Origin of the sequence: Emcibacter sp. (assembly GCF_048269205.1) — a bacterium.
In the GTDB taxonomy this organism is placed as follows: Bacteria; Pseudomonadota; Alphaproteobacteria; order Sphingomonadales; family Emcibacteraceae; genus Emcibacter.
The window spans coordinates 135,898-154,405 of the sequence record NZ_JBLXJC010000002.1; the positions used below are offsets into that span (position 1 = coordinate 135,898).

The window sequence follows — 18,508 nt, forward strand, 5'->3', positions numbered from 1 at the left end:
TGCGGCCGGCAATTACTGCCGAACACATAATTAAATCATGAGTAAAAAATATGTATTCAATCAATAATACACGTCACCTGACAACCGCCCTTGTAACAACCCTGGCATTCCTGCCTCTTGCCGCACATGCCCAGACCACTGTCGTTACCCCGAATACGGGCATGGAAGAAATTCTGGTCGAGGGTCAGGTCAGCGTCAACCCGGCCCTGTCCAGCGCCATACCAAAGAACTCCAGCACCCTGCCTGCCGCCGACGGGGGTGATTTCCTGCGTTCTCTGCCCGGTGTGGACGGCAGCCGCATGGGCGGTCACGGCATTGACCCGATTATTCGCGGTCAGGCCCGCACCCAGCTAAATATCATCAACAACGGGGTTTTCACCTATAATGGCTGCCCTAACCGCATGGATCCGCCGAGCAGCTACAGCGACATTCAGACTACCGACATCGTGATCGTTCAACGTGGTTACCAATCCGTGCAGTACGGCCCGGGCGGAACAGGGGGCACGGTGATCTTTGAACATCAGGCACCGACCTTTGAAGAAGGCCAGACCGTCAAGGTCGCCACCGGCGCAGGCTATGAAAGCAACGGGGATATCTTCTCCCTGTCAGGCGACGGTTCCGCCAAAGTCGGCGCAGGGTACGTGCGCGCCACCGGTCACTTCAAGGATGCCGGCAACTACGAGGATGGCGACGGCGAGGAGGTCCGCAGTTCCTTCACACAATATGGCGGCGGCATGGAAGCGGGCCTCAAGGATGAAAACACCGAAGCCAGCATCGGCGTTACTTATGAGCGTATCGAGGACGCCCTGTTTGCCGGCGCCGGCATGGACAGCCCGGAATCCGAAAACATCAGCCTGCGCGGTAATGTTGATCAGGACATTGACGGCACCGGCCCCCTCAAAGCCGTTCACTTCAATGCCTACTGGTCCGATGTGAATCATGTCATGGACAACTTCTCTCTTCGTAACCGGATGATGATGTTCCGGCAAGCTGATACCTCCACCACATCATATGGCGGCAAGTTTGTCGCCGACATGGAAGCCGGGGGGAGCAAATTCAATCTGGGGATTGATCTGCAAAATCGCAATATGACCAGTGTCAGTACCGGCAATGACATGAACCCTGACATGCTCAACTTATTGCAATCCTTTGAGATGCCGGATTTGAACCAGATCGGTTTCTTTGTCGAGGGCACCACACCGGTTGCGGAAAAAGTAACACTCAAGGCGGGACTGCGTTATGACCATGTTTCCGTTAATCATCACGCCGACCAGGCCATCACCATGGGTATGATGCGGTCGCCCAACGCTCTATACCAGAAATATTACGGGGTGACGGCGGAAGACAGCAAAGAAGACAATCTCAGCGGCCTGTTGCGTCTGGAATATAACATCGGCACGTCTTCCACAGCCTATTTCGGCGTAAGCCGCAGCGTGCGCACCGCCGACATTACAGAACGTGCCATCGCCAGAGATATGGGCAATGCGCCGGTCATGAATATGAGCTGGATCGGCAATCCCAATCTGGCGCCGGAGAAACATTACCAGATAGACGCCGGTTACGGCCTCCGCAAGGAAGGCTGGTCCATGCTGCTGTCCGCCTATTATGACGAAGTGGACGACTATATCTTCCGTGATCATGCCCGCGGCCAGGATGGCATCCTTGTTGCCGACGGTGCGCAGATCTATCGCAACATCGACGCCCGGCTGTGGGGGGTCGAGGTTGAAGGTAGTCTGAAAGTTATGGACAAACTGACCCTGGCCGCCGATGCCGCCTATACCAATGGCCAGAACAAGGACCTGGACATTCCCCTGCCCCAGATCCCGCCCTTTTCCGGACAAATCAGCCTGACTTGGGAAGAGCAGGACTGGGAACTTGGCGGGCGCATGCGCTGGGCCGTAAAACAGACCCGGGTCGATGATAATGCCATGACCGGCAGCGGCCGCGACGTGCAGCAAACCCCGGGCTGGGCGGTCATTGACCTGTACGGGCGTTATAATGTCAGCAAGGACATCACCCTTCGAGCCGGTGTCTCCAACCTGTTTGACAAGGCCTATACCAACCACCTGAACCGGGAGAACAGCTACGACGGTACCGAGGTCCAGGTGAACGAGCCCGGACGGTCCTTCTACATCAGATTGCAGGCCGCTTTCTAATCCCTTACCACGGCCTGCAAGTAAGCGACGCGTCCCTCCCCCCCCCGGAAGGGACGCGTCGTCTTTTTTACAGCATTGAAAGGGAGTTATTGAAAAGACCCTGAAAAGGGGGTAGAAGATTCCGGAGTAAAAAGCGGGTGTAGTTCAATGGTAGAACGAAAGCTTCCCAAGCTTTAGACGAGGGTTCGATTCCCTTCACCCGCTCCAGATTTTTCCTCCCCTCAGAATTATAGTTAACACTTTTTTATAGAGAAGCTTGTAGCTTTCCAGTATAAAATCATAAAAAGAACTGTATCGGGTTTTCCCGGGCACAAAGGAGGATTATTTGTCCAAAGTCTGGTCCAAGCCATTGTCTCCATGGCCCAATTTCGAACAAGATGAAATCGATGCCGCCGTCAACGTATTGCAGTCAGGCAAAGTTAACTACTGGACTGGCAATGAATGCAACACCTTTGAAGAGGAATTCGCAGCCTACACAAGAACCGCCCACGCCATTGCCGTCGCCAACGGCACGCTGGCTCTGGAACTGGCCCTTCATGCACTGGACATTTCCGAAGGCGACGAAGTTATCGTCACCCCCCGGACCTTCCTGGCCAGCGCGAGCTGTATTGTTCGGGAAGGCGCGACACCGGTGTTTGCAGATGTCGATCCCATAAGCGGCAACCTGACTGCAGAAACGATCACAGGAAAAATTACCGACAAAACGAAAGCCGTTATTCTTGTTCATTTGGCAGGCTGGCCCTGCGAAATGGACCCGATAATGGAACTCGCCGAACAATATAACTTTTATGTCATCGAAGACTGCGCCCAAGCCCATGGCGCCGAGTACAGGGGGCGCCCTGTCGGCAGCATTGGCCATGTCGGGTGTTTCTCCTTTTGCCAGGACAAGATCATGACCACGGGCGGAGAAGGCGGCATGCTGGTCACCAATGATACGGAACTATGGAAGAAAGCCTGGGGTTTCAAAGATCACGGCAAGTCCTATGACGCCGTATTTCAGAAGGAACATCCTCCGGGTTTCCGCTGGCTTCATGAAAGTTTCGGCACCAATTACCGCCTGACGGAAATGCAGGCGGCAATTGGCCGCCGGCAATTGGCAAAGCTACCGGACTGGACAGAGGCCCGACAGAAAAATGCCGCCATTCTGGATGAATGTGTTGCGAACCTGCCCGCGCTGAAGAAGCTTGACGTTCCAGCATATGTAAAACACGCCCGCTACAAATATTATACCTATGTCGACGAGACGAAACTGAAACCTGACTGGAACCGGGACAGAATTCGGGAAGCAATCTGGGACGAAGGCATTACCTGCATGTCAGGAAGCTGCTCGGAAATTTACAAGGAAAAAGCGTTCGACGGCACTACGTTCCGGCCCGCCCAGGCTCTGCCGGTGGCCCGGAAACTCGGGGATATCAGCCTGATGTTCCTGATCCACCACACCCTTACGGCAGAGGAAATGGACGCAAGTTGCCGAGCCATCGAAAAGGTTATGCAGCAGGCGATGAAATAATGCCGTACCGGCTGGATGGCCGGAGGAGCAAAGGAAAAAGAGTAACAGTCGATGAATGAAATTTTACAGCTTGTAGGTCGGGAAAAACCGCTGTTCAGGGAAGACCTGAAAGAAACCTCGGACGCCCTAAAATCCGCCATCGAAGGAAAACGGGTCTTGGTGATTGGCGGTGCCGGATCAATTGGCCAGAATGTGGCCAAGGAAGTCTTCAAAAGAAACCCCGCCGTTCTGCATGTTGTGGATATCAGTGAGAACAATCTTGTCGAACTTGTCCGAGATATCCGCAGCTCCCTTGGGTATATTCAGGGCGACACTGCTTTTCTGCCCATTGACATGGGGTCCAGGGAATATGAGTCCTTCTGGAACAAGAACGCCCCTTATGACTATATTTTCAATCTGGCAGCCATGAAACATGTGCGTAGCGAGAAAGACGAATTCTCCCTGATGCGTATGATTAAAACCAATATACTCTATACACAGAAAACACTTGACCTGGCCATCAAAGCCGGGGCTAAGAAATATTTTGCGGTTTCCACAGACAAGGCGGAAAGTCCGGCAAACCTTATGGGCGCCACAAAACGGATTATGGAGCTTTGCCTGTCGCAGCACGGCAGCCAGACGGCCGTCTCCACCGCCCGTTTCGCCAACGTGGCTTTCTCCGATGGCAGCCTGTTGCATGGTTTTGGTGAACGGCTGAATAAACGCCAACCCCTGTCCGCGCCAAAGGATGTAAAACGCTATTTCATGACCGGCCCGGAAGCCGGGCTCCTCTGCCTGTTCTCAGCGGTCCTTGGAAATGACGACGAAATTTATTTCCCCAACCTGAATCCCGAGGAAAACCTGATTACATTTTCCCAGATTGCCGAACGCTATCTGGAACAGAAAGGCTATGAGCCAGTTCGGGTTGATAGCGAAGACGAGGCACGCGCCAGAACTGAAGAACTTATTCCCCAAGGTAAATGGCCCTGTTATTTCTTCGAAAGCGACACGTCCGGAGAAAAACCTTTTGAAGAATTTTATTCAGCAAAAGACAACGTCGATTGGGATCGTCATCATGATCTTGGCGTTATCAGGGGCATCTCTCCTGAAAGCGGGAAGGACGTTGCACAGTTCATTTCTGCTATCGAAAATCTGGCAGCTTCCGGAGACTGGTCAAAATCACAACTAGTGAGCCTGATCAAGGATTATTGCCCGACACTCGCCCATGTAGAAACCGGCAAATATCTTGATGGGAAAATGTAATGAAGCGTCTGTTTGATATCGTATTTTCCGCCCTTGCTCTACTCATCTTGTCTCCCGTCCTTATTCCAATCATGGTAATTTTACGATTTTCTGGTGAAGGGGAAATTTTCTACCGCCAGGAACGTATCGGAAAGGGCAACAAACCTTTTTATATTACAAAGTTCGCGACCATGTTGAAGGATAGCCCCAACATGGAAGGCGGTAGCTACACACTGCAAAATGACCCGCGTGTTTTACCCATTGGAAGGTTCTTACGCAAATCAAAGATCAATGAATTCCCCCAGTTTTGGGATATTCTTGTCGGCAACATGAGCTTTGTCGGTCCCCGCCCCCAAATGACCAAAGTTACCTCATGGTATCCGGAAAAATACAAGGAAGTACTGGACGCTGTCCGGCCCGGACTGACCGGTGTGGGGTCAATCGTTTTCCGCGATGAAGAAGCCATCCTGTCGCGGGCAGCCGATTATGACTATTGCTACAAGAACGAAATCATTCCCTATAAAACCGAACTGGAGCTCTGGTACAAGGATAACACCTCGTTCCTGACCGATATTGTCTTGATGGTCATTACGGCTTGGGTGGTTATCTTTCCGGAGAGCCAGATTCTTTTCAAGATATTTCCCTCTCTGCCCAAGGCAGATATCGGCAAATTCGGGATGGGGGCTGAAGCTACTTCTTAACCGGCTGAGCTGGCACACCGACAGCGGTTACCGCTTCCGGGATATCACGGGTTACGACAGCACCCATGCCGATGGTGCTGTCTTTTCCGATAATCAAGGGGGCGCCCGGTGCACCCTGGATGATACTGGCATTGGCGCCAATATAACAGCACTCCCCAAGACTGACATTGCCCGAGATAACAGCGCCGGGCATCACTGATGAAAAATCACCCAACCTGCAGTCATGCCCGATCGTTGAGTTGACGCCCAAAAAGCAGAAATCACCGAAGTGAATATTATTGGTTAACCGGCATCCGGCAGCAAATACATTGCCCGTTTTACCTTCCAGGCTTGAATGCTGGATATTGCCGAATGTTACCGAGGGGTGAATGATGTTGGGAAAAGTGAGCTGTGCATATTTATTGGCAATCTTTTTCCTGACTCTGGAACTGCCAATCCCGATTGCAAAAACATATCCCTCCCCATGCAACCTGTTGACCGTGTCAATGTCATCCTTCAAAAGAGGAAAACCGGCCAGGCCTTCCGTTTTTTTTTCGGTCCCAAGAAAAACAATATCGTCATATCCATCGGCAAGAGCAATATCTGCTACATCCACTGCATGGCCGGCATCACCGATGATTGCGACTTTGTTCCTCTTGGATGTCATTTGCATGTTCCTTCAAGCCACTCGACAAATTGGCCAGCCAGATCATCCCGGGAAAACATTCGTTCTGCAAGTTTTGCCGAAGCGTCTCCCATGCTCACCAGGCCATCTCTGTTATCAGCAGCCTTCTCAAGGGCATTGGCAAAATCCACCGGACGGGCAGGTTCTACAGCATAGCCACATCCATTCTCCCGTACAAGATCTGCAACCCACCCCGGATAATTCGTCAGCACCGGCAGTCCAGCAGACAGATAGTCAAAGAACTTGTTTGGCGACGTGCCATAATAAAAGGCCGGCACATTGGCAAGAATTTGCATCCCGATATCGGCACCGGCCATCAATCCAGCGAGTTTTTTCTTGTCAACCGGATCATGGAATATCACATTGCTCAATCCCTTGTCGCCGGCAGCCTTTTGCAATTCCCCCTTCAGCTTGCCCTGCCCCATCAGAAACAGTTTAATGTCATCCCGGCCTCGCTTTTTTAACTCGCAAGCCGCGTCCAATACAGCATCCAGGCCGTTGGCAATACCATGAGTTCCGGTATAGACCGCAAGCAAATCCTTTTCATTCACCCCTTCAGGGCGCCAGGGCCCAACATCACCGCGGAAAATATGTATATCGCATCCGTTTGGTATCATTTTCACCCTGGATGGATCCTTTTTATACCGAAGTATGCCCTCCACAATCCCCGGAGAGAGCCCCACCAGGCGATGAGCGGATTTATATGAGACCCATTCCAGAACGGACATCAAGGCCAATATGACAGGGTTTTTAATCACCCCCATTTCCCGTGGCAGTTCCGGCCACAGGTCTCTAACCTCAAAAACAAATGGCTTACCGCGCAACCAGCGTGCAAATATGCCCGGAATGCCCGCAGTCAGGGGCGTAGTTGTGGCGAAGACAAGATCATAATCTTCCCTGAACACCAAACGGACGCTTTTCCAGGCAAACGAGAGAAAAGTTTTGGTTCTTTCCAGAAAACTCTGCACATTCGCATAGGGAAGTTCAAATTCGATGACATCTATACCGTCCACTTCCCCGCGCCTCATGCCATCAGTGAACGGCATATCAAGCCCAGTTTTGCCGCCACTGTAGGATCCGCAAACCATTGTCACCTGGTGACCTTCACCAATCAGTTTCTTGGCCATTTCATAGGACCTGATCCCTGTTGCCCCGCTGGGAGTCGAAAAATGTTGATGGAAATAGAGTACACGCATGCTTAACACCAAGTGATTTCTGTAATAATTGAACTGTCTTTTCTTATTGTTACCTCAAGAACCGGTAACTGTTCTTTTCGTGAATAGTAACGGGACTCCCACCCCTCCACAATCCGGAAACTTTCAACCGGATGATCGGCTGTGACTTCAAGAGTGATTTCACCATTCGTGACTGACCGGTCTTGCATCTTCCAATCGCCGGGCGCCAGCCTCCATCGCAATACCGCCTTATCCCTGAAAGAGGACACTTCGTCTGAAACTTTTATCCCGTTTGCCATATGCGTCACAGTCCGGTGATGTTTCGCCCCACACCAATCCTTATAAGCAGCGGAAAAGGAATTACTGCTTTTCTGGACTTCAAATTGTCCCCTAAGCCAGCGGCCGAAAAGGAATGGCGACAACCGGGGCATCTGGTCCCTCTCATCAAACTGCACTGTATTATGAGATACAGTCCCCTGGAAATACCGTTTCCATTTCTCCTCGCACACATAACGGTAAGTACCGCCGTCCCTGAGAGCGTTCACACCGCGAACGAAGAGGTCCAGGTGCAGCGCATCGCACTGGCTTGGACGGAAGTCAAAATTGGGGAACCGGAAACAACTCATGTTTTCCCCGGACTTGACTATGGCGAAACCACCTGATCGGAAAATATTCAAATCACTATGGGCCAGAGATTGTTCAAATCGGGGAATACCCAGAAGCCGTAGCGGTTCATCATAAATACCTTTCTCTGCATAGGCTCTGGCAGTGCAGAACAGGGCTGCGGCAAGCTGGACTGAAGGCCGAAAGTCACGGCTGTCGGACTCACTCATGGGGGTTATTCGTGCGCCGTCGTTGGTCCCGATGTTCGGCACCTCGCCTGTCCTGCAGTCTGTAAAGGCATGAAGCCAGAGGGTAGCCTTGCGGCATTTTTCGTAAAAGCTTTCCGAGAAAGCCGGCAGGTCAAGCTTCCTGCGCCAAACTTCAGCAAGACTTAAGGTATCCAACACTACCCTGTGATAATTTACGGAATACATGCTGAAGGAACCATCGTCAGCTATAAGGCGTGCAGCTCTGTTTTCCAGCCAGCGGCGCCCCATCCTGGACCATTTTTTCGCGTTTTTGCCCTCACCACAGAATTCCAGAAAACTTCCGCCGATAAAAAGCCCGGCAGCTTCACTGGTGCCATGATTATTATCTTGGCCAACAGCATATTGAAGGGTCGGTGCAATCCGTCTCAAGTGCTGATCCATCAGTGTTAACAATGGATCTGTAGGTTTCTTGTCCTGATCAAGTAGAACAGCCGCCAAGGCAAGATGCATCACTCTTATCGAGGCTTCCTGGCCGCATTTCCAATTGACGCCGGTGTTGACCGGGTTGTTCCGGGACCAGTCAGCAAGCCATTCGTTCAGCCTTTCGAGCCAGATCGGGTCAGATGTCACACGGGCCAGCTTGGCGAGTTTCACGACCCAGTCAAAACGGGATAGTTCCCAGATACCTTTGATGTCGCCGACCTGCTCTTCCACATCATTGATGTCGCACCAATGCAATTTGTTCGACTGTAAGCTTTTATCAGTGAGAATTGATCTGTGCCAATTGGGAATGTCCCTATACTCAATGATTTTCCACCCAAAGGCCGGAAACCCTTGCTCGTTCACGGTGACCTGACTGATTTCCAGGTCATCCGGCAAAACCGCCTTATGAAAAAAAGGTCCGGCAATCGCCTGTCCAGCCGGCATTGTGCGGCGATACCAACCCGCTTTTACCCGAATACGATACAGGGCCACCCTCAGCAGGTTTAATGGTCCGAGCTTCCATAATGTCGCAATTTTATCGATGGCCATATCGCCCCTTTGCCGGATCGCCTTTTATACAGTGAAGCGGTCACTGTTACGGTGCAACCCGGCTAACCAGTAGAGAGAAATACTCTCTCTCAAAGCAAGCGGGCGCTCTATTATCTGCTGAGGTGAAAAATAACTATCAAAGCTCTGCCGATCAGTGAAATAGGATGATATCCGTGACCAGGAATCGGCAAGCGTGTTATGAATTTCTTCCGCCAGGCCGCCCTGCAACCAAGCCCGATCAGGGGTATTGAAGCCCTTTTTATATCTGGCCAGCCTGATCAGATCCGGCACATGGCCCTCTGTAATTTGCCTGAGACAATATTTTCCAAATCCCTTGCTCAGCTTCATCCTTACAGGAAGAGCAATACCAAGTTCCATCAGGCGGTAATCCATAAAGGGCAAGCGTGTCTCAACACTGTTCCCCATGGAATTACGATCCTCATAGCGCAACAGGGTAGGCAAGCTGAATCTTGTCACATCAAGACATTGACGCTCCATCAGTGTCATTTCACCACTCCTCCCGATCTGGAGTGCGTCCGCTTCAGCCAGAGTCAGAACACTTTCCGTATTCCCCTGCCCCTTATAGGCTTTCAGCCTGTTCCAATAGATTCCAAACTGATGTAGCTCTGCGAGAAACATAGGTGTCTGGGAAAGAAAAAAACTAAATGCTTGCCAATATTTTCCTTCTTCAACCAGCAGATTGAAATAGAACATCATGAATTTCCGATAGCCCATAAAAGCTTCGTCGCCGCCCTGTCCGCCAAGCAACACACGATATTTTTCCTGATTGGCTTTCTGGAAGATCAGGTTCTGGGCAATCATACTACCCGTGGCGAACGGCGCATCCTGATCATAAAGTGTCCGCCAGAGGTTACCGGCCATATCCTTAGGAGACGGCCAGACATAATGGACATCCATGTTTTTACCGCGGGCAAAAGCATCCACAAGAGGGCCCTCGCTCGCTTCATTTCCTGCCTCCCCAAGGGTAAAACCAACCAGTGAGGCCTGTTTGTCCAACATTAAAGCCGCCAGTGTCGTAGAGTCGAGGCCGCCGCTGATTGATATGCCAACCGGTACATCAGACCTTAACCGGACATCAATGGCCGATGACAAAACGTCACGGAGCATATCGAGCAACTCAGGTTCAGAAAGCCTGGCGATCTCCTCCACTCTTTCCTGGGCTTGCTGGTACAGATCGTAATATCTGGAAACTTCCGAGGTTACCTTGCCACCAGCCAGGCTTATCTTGAGAAAATGACCGCCCGGAAGCGACAGGATATTTTTATAGGGACTGAAGGAAGTGTCGTCATCATAAATGCCTGATACCAAGCCCCGCCGGGCATAGTTTTCATTTGGGTCACACCCCAGCAAGGGCGCCAGTGACCTGGTCGTGGAGGCAAAATAAAATCTGTTGCCCTCATGAAAATAAAATAATGGCTTCACGCCAAAACGGTCGCGAACAATTAGGACATCATTTTTGCGTTTGTCATAAAACGCGAAGGCGAACATGCCATTTAATCTGGGAATCGCCTCCTCGCCCCAGCATTTCAGGGCATAGAGCAGAACTTCTGTATCAGAAGTCGTATCAAACTTATACCCCAGACTGCCAAGTTCCTGACGAATTTCGATGTAATTGTAAATTTCGCCGTTGAAGACCAGGCAACATGTCCTGTCCCGGTCCCACATCGGTTGGTTTGAGCGTTCATCCAGATCAAGAATGCTGAGCCGGTTATGCCCGAAGGCAATAGTGAAGTCAGTCGCTTCAAATTCGTCTACTTCGGAAGCATCCGGGCCCCGCATATACTGGTCCCTGACGACTTCTTGTACAATTAGCGCTGGTTTCCCAGCACTCTTCAGCTCTATACCACCAGAAATACCGCACATAATTGTCTACTTACTGCTCCCCTGAATAATTAGGTTCTGGCCAAACTGTTTTCCATGCCGGGATTGATTTCAGCAACCCGTATTTTTATCGTATTTTCCGTGCTGGCTATATTGCGCAAAAAGCCAAGAAAAAACCAGAAAACGCCTACGACAAAGATGGAATAAGCTGTAAAGGAAAAAATAAAGTTACCAACACAAAAATATAGCATGGCAAAAGGCATCGGATTCTTATCATACACGAGTAGGAATTTATAATACCTGCCAAAAAGAAACAGCACCCCAAGATAATAGAAAACCGTAAGGATAACGCCATATTTGACAGTTAAGGATATTGGTGACAAATGCACATTATGGATATCCTTCAATACACGCCCGGGCTCATAAAAATCATAAACAAAGCCATGTCCGCCCCCTGTCAGGAATGGTTTATAATTCATTTCTGAGAGAGCCTTCAGTGAATAGATCACCTCACCGACCCGGCCGCCGCCATATTCCTGGGCATTATTGTCGCTATCATCACCCTGGAACTGGATGTCTTCGATCGTAATCCGATAAGGGTTTTGATACTGGATTTTCACCAGCGCGGCGCCGAACACCCCGCTTTCGGTGAACTTTATATCCTTGATAGCAAAGAGAAGCACATTGATCCCCACCAACAGTAATATCCCGTATACGACCAGGGATCCCAAACTTTTCTTATAGGCCAGAAGAATATGAGCCAGGACGATTACGGGCACCGCCATCATCACACCGACCTTACCGCTGAGGACGATGACAAAAAATACAACAGCCGCCCATTTGTAGTTTTTCGTGGCCAGGAACCATACGAAGGGAAACAAAGCCATCACATTGCCAAAACTCATGTAAATGGGGAAACCCGAGTATCTGAGAATGTATCCGATGAGAACGGTAATACTATCCCCAATCAGCATGGCGTAGGCGAAAAAATTAAAATAGGTCTCTAGTTTTAAGGGGTAGACCACCCTCTGCTGGCTAACAATGTAAATTGCCAATGCAATCAAAATGGATGCCGTATCGGCAACAATGACATAGAGATCATTTGATCGAAAAAAGCCCCAGAAAAACCCGTAAAAACAAAGGGAAAACAGGAACCAGGCAAATCCATCAACTTTCAATCTACCTCTGACTTTGTGCCATAAAAAGATCATCGCCCCGACAAAGAGCAACGGCAGGATGATCCTCACAAACACAGCAGCGTTAAATAATCCTGTCAACCTGACCAGCGCCATCGGCGACATAACGACCAGCGTAGCCATATAGGTGACAAAAACATATTTCAGATATGAGTGATAACTAACCATGACCCCAGTTTTCTATTATCACCCTCAAACTGAAACTCTCCGCCATTTCCCCGACACAAAGTAGAAAGCATATGCTCCGAAAAGCCCGGCGCCAAAGGATAATATAAATGCAATTACACCGAGACGCATTTTACGTTTCTTGCCAATATCAGAAATACTTGCGGCAGGATCAATGATTTCAAAGGCAAAATTTTCATCAACCTTTGCAGAAACCATCTGATAGACTTCTTTTTCGATCAGACTGAATAAAATATCCCGTCTTTCTTTGATCTGTGTTTTTTCAAGTTGCTTGTCCAGATAGGCAATACTCTCTTCAATCTTGACCATCTCTTCAGTGCGAAGATAGCTATTGGCGAAGGCAATATAGTCCCTTACCCACTTCCCTGCGGTATCCGGATCACGCCACTTCATCGTAACGTTAAGCACACCATTGGCGTCATCCATCTCAATGACGAACACCCTTAACAGGAAAAACTCATATCCGTCACGCAGCGTGGGTATGTTTCCCTCGTCGTCCTTTACCCATTCACCGGCGCGTTCATCCCAGCGGCGCGGAAAGAATATCTTTAGCAGGTCATAATCCTGAATGAATTTTTCAATAAAAACAGATGACTGCAATATCTGCATTTTCCTGGCGCTGTCAGCATCGGTACTCTGACCGAGGCCAAGTAGGGATGCAGCACCTCCCAGTCCCCCACCGATTTTAATTTCACCCGCATCCCCAAAACGCGGCTTGGCCACCATAACTTTTGCCTGAACTGCATGCTCATCCGGCATGCCCAAAATCATGTAAAGCCCCAAGGAAAAAACTAGCACAGTAATCAAGGCAACCAGCCATTTGAGCGTCTTGAGAGGAGCAACCAGAGCTGAAAGATTTATACCCTCTTCAGGGTCCTCAACAACCGCATTGGCGACGAGATAAACTTTCTTTTCTTCTTTTTCCATATAATTACACTCTGTTTTTGAAGAGGGCCTCAATCGAAATATAACCTCAGGCCGGAAAAATTTAAACGCGTTTGTTTTCTATTGGGTTCACCTTTTGAGTAGCTCCACTCGGACTACACCCGGCCAGATAGATCACCCTGCTGCAACCAGCTGTTTTTTTAAGCGTGTCTTGAAATATGCCAACATCGGCTTTTCGACGACAACATAAACAATTTTTGCAGCGATTATGGTCAGGATCATCGAAACAATAATGACGACCCAAGGCTGCCTGGCAAGGAATTCTGGATCGATAAGCCTGCTGGTTACAAGTTCCACTCCCTTGAAACAGAACGGATGGAGGAGGTAAACACTATAGCTGATGTCCCCAAGAAAACTTCCCACACCCCGCAACCATACAGGCAATTCGCACATTGACCATAAAAGAAAAACGGCAAAAGCGATTATCAGGAAAACAAAACCGCTGTACCCGCTCACAGACTCTCCGGATCCGGATGTAGGATAAAATACAAAACCCAAAGTCAGGATAAAGACAATCAATATGGCGAATCCGGAACTGACTTGACGCCGCGGCAATAGCCATTTGGATACCATACACCCGAACACAAAATATCCCGCAAAAGAGAGAAAGTTGGTGTAATAGTCCCACGCCAGGTGGAAATCTGCGCCGTTAATAGCCACGACATAATTGACAAAAGTGATCTGAACAAAGCAGGCGGTCAATAGAAGAACAAGATCGAATTTCCAGCTTTTGGTATCCATGAGGAAAAGAAGCATGGGGAACACAGTGTAAAAGACAACCTCAATACCAATTGACCAGCCCCCCCCAACATTGGAGGTCTCGCCGGGCATACCGAAACCAAAAAGCAGAGACGAATTCAAAATGATTTTTGCCAGGCTCCAGTCCTTTTCTCCAACAATGAAATAGAGAGACAATACGGTAAGCATCATTACAAAGAAATAGAGCGGCAGTATTCGTGCCCAGCGCACACCATAATAGTAGACAAAATCTGCGGAAGTTTTCAGCCTGTCGCGATAAGAGCTACACATCGTAGCCCCGGAAAGCATAAAAAACATATATACGCCGTAAGTGCCTGCATTATTAATTGCACCAAGCGGAGAAACATAAGATGTCGTATTGGCAGTCCAGAATAGGAAATGATAGAGCGCTACAAAAATTGCGCATAGCCCCCTCAACAAGTCATAGGAATAAATTCTGCGCGGCAATTCTTTTGTTTCGGGCCATTTCCTGAGACCAAAAAATGCCAATCCTCCTTTATTCATCCGCCCCTCCCTTAAGTACGCTTACTGATGAATATTTTCCAATTCTCTGTCTGCTCAGACATATGTTTATCTGGGTTATAGACGAGGTTAAAAAAAACACATACCATTATCTGAAAGAAAGATATATACATACACATCTATTCTATTAAAAAGCTAAAGACAGTATCTTTACCGATAAGGAAATTTTGGTGAGTTTTAATAACATTCCTGTTGTGGCCATCATTCCTGCACGAGCCGGTTCAAAAGGAATTCCGGATAAAAACATCACCCCTGTTTGCGGCAAACCCCTTATACAATACAGTATCGACGCAGCTCTGGGCTCAAAGTATATTGACCGTGTCGTGGTCTCCTCAGATGGCCAGAAAATCCTGGAAACAGCCCAAAACCTTGGCGCGGAGCAGCTTCAGCGACCGGCGGAACTGGCCACCGACCAGGCTTCTTCACACCTCCTGATCAGTCACGCCATTCAAGCCCTCGGACTGGAAAACAGCTATATCATCCTGCTGCAGCCAACATCGCCCTTGCGAACAAGCGCACATATCGACGATGCCTTTATTGAAATGGCACACCGGAATGCAGAAAACCTGATTAGCGTGTATCAGCCCCCGGAAACACCTTATAAAGCCTATAAACTAACTGACGATGGTTATCTTACGGGCCTGATAAGCAAGGAAGCCCCCTATATGCGGCGCCAGGACCTGCCCCCGGCTTTCTTTCCCAACGGCGCCATTTATATTTTTTCTGCGAAAAACTTTCTTAAGGAAGACAAGATACCTTCTGAAAAAGTTATTCCGTTTGAAATGACGCCCGGAGACAGCATTGATGTTGACACTCCGGAAGATATCGCAAGAATAATACAGATATTTGAGGACAGAAAATGACAGGTTTTGAAATCGATGGCAGGAAGGTAGGTCCTGACCAACCTCCGCTGGTGATTGTGGAAATCGGCATTAACCATGAAGGAAGCCTGCAGACTGCATTTGAAATGGTTGATGCAGCTAAAAAGGCCGGTGCCGAGATCATTAAACATCAGACACATGTCATCGAAGATGAAATGAGCCACGAAGCTAAAAATGTTATTCCCGGCAACACAGACGTATCTATTTATGAAGTCATGGAAAGATGCGCCCTCAACGAAGAAAATGAAATCAAGCTCAAAAATTATGTTGAAGATCAGGGGATGATCTTTATCAGCACGCCCTTTTCCCGTGCCGCGGCGGAAAGGCTGGAGCGTATGGGTGTGAAAGCCTACAAGATCGGCTCGGGTGAATGCAATAACTACCCCCTGCTTGAGCTTGTCGCCTCATATGGCAAACCCATTATCCTCAGCACAGGCATGAACACCATGGAAAGTATTGAAAAGTCAGTCAATATTTTCCGCAAGCACAAAGTTCCCTATGCCCTGCTCCACTGCACAAATGTTTATCCCACCCCACCGGAACTGGTCCGCCTGGGGGCCATGACGCAGCTTCAGGAAAAGTTTCCCGATGCTATCGTAGGTCTTTCCGACCATACGGTTACAAATCACCCCTGCCTGGGTGCTGTTGCCCTGGGAGCTTCTCTGCTTGAACGGCATTTCACAGACCGGATGGATCGCCCGGGGCCTGATATTGTCTGTTCCATGGACCCGAAAGCCCTGAATGAACTGATCGAAGGGTCAAAAATACTGCAAAAGGCCCGTGGCGGAACAAAGGGCCCCGTTGCAGAGGAACAGCCGACAATTGACTTCGGTTATTCTTCGGTGGTAACTATCAAAAAAGTCTCTAAGGGAGAAAAATACACACCTGATAATCTATGGGTAAAACGCCCCGGCACCGGATACTTTCTGGCAGAGCGTTATGAGGAGATTCTGGGTTGCACAGCCTCCCGGGATATTGAGGCCGACAGTCAACTGGCAGCAGATGATGTTGTTGAAATAACAGAATAATAATGAAAAAACGTATAGTTTTCATAACCGGCACCAGGGCCGATTTCGGAAAAATAAAATCTCTGATCAATCGGCTTTTGGAGCATTCTGACCACGAAATCCATATATTCGTTACCGGCATGCATATGTTGAGCAAATACGGGTATACATGTGATGAGGTGGAAAAATGCGGTTACAACAACATCTATAAATATATCAACCAGAATTACAATGACACCATGGACACTGTTTTGGCAAAAACAGTCGCTGGTTTTTCAGACTATGTCAAAGAGATGAAACCTGACATGATTGTCGTTCATGGCGACCGTGTTGAAGCCATGGCCTGCTCCCTGGTCGGATGCCTGAATAACATCCTGATCGCCCATATCGAAGGCGGTGAAGTTTCAGGCACCATTGATGAGTTGATCAGACACGCTGTTTCCAAAGTTTCCCAGCTACATTTCGTCTCGAATGAGGAAGCCAAGAAACGGCTGATCCAGCTTGGAGAAAGAGAAGACACGATCTATACCATTGGTTCGCCGGATATGGATATTATGAACTCTGATACCTTGCCTGATATAGAAAAGGTAAAGTCATATTATGAAATTCCTTTCGAACAATATGCCATCCTACTGTTTCATCCGGTCACAACAGACACGGCCCGGCTTCGCGGACAGTGCCATAGCTTTTTGAAAGCCCTGGTGAAAAGCAATCACAACTATGTGGTTATTTATCCCAACAACGACCATGGTTCCGAAATTATCCTTGAAGAATATGAACAACTTAAAGGTAACAAAGCATTCAGGGTTTTCCCGTCAATGCGCTTCGAATATTTCCTGACCTTGATGAAGCATTCCGATTTCGTCATTGGCAACTCAAGCGCCGGCGTCAGGGAAGCACCTTACTATGGCGTTCCCAGCATCAATGTCGGAGATCGTCAAAAAAATCGCGCCAGCGCCCCAACCATCCTGAACACTGATTTCAGGCTGGAGAATATTCTTGACAGCATCGAACAGGCCCCGAAAATCCATCGCGAAACCATGCAGGATTTCGGCAAAGGCGGAAGTGATGTTAAATTCTGCGATATTCTCAATACCGAGGCTGTCTGGGAAACAAGTAATCAAAAATATTTCATAGATATACTATAAGTCATGAGAGTCATCGCCCGCTTAGATATCAAAAACGAATTCGTCATTAAAGGCATCCACCTGGAGGGGCTTCGAAAAGTGGGTGATCCCATTCAACTTGCTCTGAAATACTATGAACAGGGGATTGATGAGATTGTTTTCATGGATGCCGTTGCCAGCCTTTATGACCGCAACAACCTGTTCCATGTTATTGAAGAAGCCTGCAAGCAGGTGTTTGTCCCGATTACCATTGGTGGCGGAATTCGCAGTCTTGATGATATTGAGAAATCTCTTCACGCCGGGGCCGACAAAGTCGCTATCAACACGGCTGCAGTCCACAACCCCGAACTTATTGGCGAAGCTGCGCTTAAATACGGCAGTCAATGTGTCGTTGCTTCCATAGAAGCTAAAAAATCCCCAACAGGCTGGGAAGCCTATATCGACAACGGGCGGGAAAAAACCGGCATTGATGTCGTTCAATGGGTTCGGCGGCTTGAAGACCTCGGCGCAGGAGAAATCCTGCTGACATCTGTGGATATGGAAGGCACGAAAAAGGGCTTTGATGTGGACCTGGTTGAAGCCGTTTGCGACACAACTTCAGTTCCGGTTATTGTTTCCGGGGGACTTGGCCAGACGAAACACATCACGAATATGACTGAGAGAGTTATGCCGAGCGCAATCAGCTGTGCCGGCGTTCTGCACTATGACTTGCTGACTGTGAATGAAATTAAAACATATATGAATGAACATTCCCTGGATGTGAGGCCGTAAC

The 18,508-nt window shown here is 49.0% G+C and carries 15 protein-coding genes and 1 tRNA gene; 9 read left to right on the forward strand and 7 right to left on the reverse strand.

Going from position 1 to position 18,508, the window contains the following annotated elements:
* Positions 1-50: 50 nt before the first annotated feature.
* The 5 genes from ACN0YD_RS09390 to ACN0YD_RS09410 all read left to right on the forward strand — a co-directional run bounded on the left by ACN0YD_RS09390 (position 51) and on the right by ACN0YD_RS09410 (position 5,588).
* Positions 51-2,156, forward strand: coding sequence for a TonB-dependent receptor domain-containing protein (locus ACN0YD_RS09390; RefSeq protein WP_417319133.1), 2,106 nt, complete (start codon positions 51-53; stop codon positions 2,154-2,156).
* Between the two features lie 133 nt (positions 2,157-2,289).
* Positions 2,290-2,363: transfer RNA gene (locus tag ACN0YD_RS09395), tRNA-Gly, on the forward strand.
* A gap of 118 nt (positions 2,364-2,481) precedes the next feature.
* Positions 2,482-3,666, forward strand: coding sequence for a DegT/DnrJ/EryC1/StrS family aminotransferase (locus ACN0YD_RS09400; RefSeq protein WP_417319135.1), 1,185 nt, complete (start codon positions 2,482-2,484; stop codon positions 3,664-3,666).
* Between the two features lie 51 nt (positions 3,667-3,717).
* Positions 3,718-4,908: a UDP-N-acetylglucosamine 4,6-dehydratase gene (locus tag ACN0YD_RS09405; RefSeq protein ID WP_417319137.1), complete on the forward strand. Its 1,191-nt coding sequence runs from the start codon at positions 3,718-3,720 to the stop codon at positions 4,906-4,908.
* Positions 4,908-5,588: a sugar transferase gene (locus ACN0YD_RS09410; protein WP_417319139.1), complete on the forward strand. Its 681-nt coding sequence runs from the start codon at positions 4,908-4,910 to the stop codon at positions 5,586-5,588. Before ACN0YD_RS09405 ends, ACN0YD_RS09410 begins: the two co-directional genes overlap by 1 nt.
* On the opposite strand, the gene ACN0YD_RS09415 is transcribed toward ACN0YD_RS09410, so the two are convergent.
* The 7 genes from ACN0YD_RS09415 to ACN0YD_RS09445 all read right to left on the reverse strand — a co-directional run bounded on the left by ACN0YD_RS09415 (position 5,578) and on the right by ACN0YD_RS09445 (position 14,703).
* The gene (locus tag ACN0YD_RS09415; protein ID WP_417319141.1) at positions 5,578-6,234 is read right to left on the reverse strand and encodes an acetyltransferase; all 657 of its coding nucleotides are present in this window, start codon (positions 6,232-6,234) and stop codon (positions 5,578-5,580) included. The two genes, ACN0YD_RS09410 and ACN0YD_RS09415, sit on opposite strands and share 11 nt — an antisense overlap.
* Positions 6,231-7,448 (reverse strand): glycosyltransferase family 4 protein, encoded by a 1,218-nt coding sequence (locus ACN0YD_RS09420; protein WP_417319143.1) that lies wholly within the window; start codon positions 7,446-7,448, stop codon positions 6,231-6,233. The genes ACN0YD_RS09415 and ACN0YD_RS09420 overlap by 4 nt, the downstream gene beginning before the upstream one ends.
* Before the next feature lie 2 nt (positions 7,449-7,450).
* Positions 7,451-9,271 (reverse strand): alginate lyase family protein, encoded by a 1,821-nt coding sequence (locus ACN0YD_RS09425; RefSeq protein ID WP_417319144.1) that lies wholly within the window; start codon positions 9,269-9,271, stop codon positions 7,451-7,453.
* Positions 9,272-9,295: 24 nt separating this feature from the next.
* Entirely contained in the window at positions 9,296-11,155 is a 1,860-nt protein-coding gene (gene asnB, locus ACN0YD_RS09430) for an asparagine synthase (glutamine-hydrolyzing) (protein ID WP_417319146.1), read from the reverse strand.
* Positions 11,156-11,184: 29 nt separating this feature from the next.
* Positions 11,185-12,477, reverse strand: a complete 1,293-nt coding sequence (locus tag ACN0YD_RS09435) for a hypothetical protein (protein WP_417319148.1) — start codon at positions 12,475-12,477, stop codon at positions 11,185-11,187.
* Between the two features lie 24 nt (positions 12,478-12,501).
* Positions 12,502-13,422, reverse strand: coding sequence for a hypothetical protein (locus tag ACN0YD_RS09440; protein WP_417319150.1), 921 nt, complete (start codon positions 13,420-13,422; stop codon positions 12,502-12,504).
* A 132-nt stretch (positions 13,423-13,554) separates the two neighbouring features.
* On the reverse strand, positions 13,555-14,703 hold the full coding sequence (locus ACN0YD_RS09445; RefSeq protein WP_417319152.1) for an acyltransferase family protein: 1,149 nt from the start codon (positions 14,701-14,703) through the stop codon (positions 13,555-13,557).
* A 188-nt stretch (positions 14,704-14,891) separates the two neighbouring features.
* On the opposite strand from ACN0YD_RS09445, the gene ACN0YD_RS09450 reads away from it, so the two are divergent.
* The 4 genes from ACN0YD_RS09450 to hisF are packed head-to-tail and all read left to right on the forward strand — an operon-like array spanning position 14,892 to position 18,507.
* Positions 14,892-15,584, forward strand: coding sequence for a cytidylyltransferase domain-containing protein (locus tag ACN0YD_RS09450; protein WP_417319154.1), 693 nt, complete (start codon positions 14,892-14,894; stop codon positions 15,582-15,584).
* Positions 15,581-16,630, forward strand: coding sequence for an N-acetylneuraminate synthase family protein (locus tag ACN0YD_RS09455; protein ID WP_417319156.1), 1,050 nt, complete (start codon positions 15,581-15,583; stop codon positions 16,628-16,630). Before ACN0YD_RS09450 ends, ACN0YD_RS09455 begins: the two co-directional genes overlap by 4 nt.
* Before the next feature lie 2 nt (positions 16,631-16,632).
* Positions 16,633-17,757, forward strand: a complete 1,125-nt coding sequence (gene neuC, locus ACN0YD_RS09460) for a UDP-N-acetylglucosamine 2-epimerase (protein ID WP_417319158.1) — start codon at positions 16,633-16,635, stop codon at positions 17,755-17,757.
* Between the two features lie 3 nt (positions 17,758-17,760).
* Positions 17,761-18,507 (forward strand): imidazole glycerol phosphate synthase subunit HisF, encoded by a 747-nt coding sequence (gene hisF / locus ACN0YD_RS09465; protein WP_417319160.1) that lies wholly within the window; start codon positions 17,761-17,763, stop codon positions 18,505-18,507.
* Position 18,508: the final 1 nt, after the last annotated feature.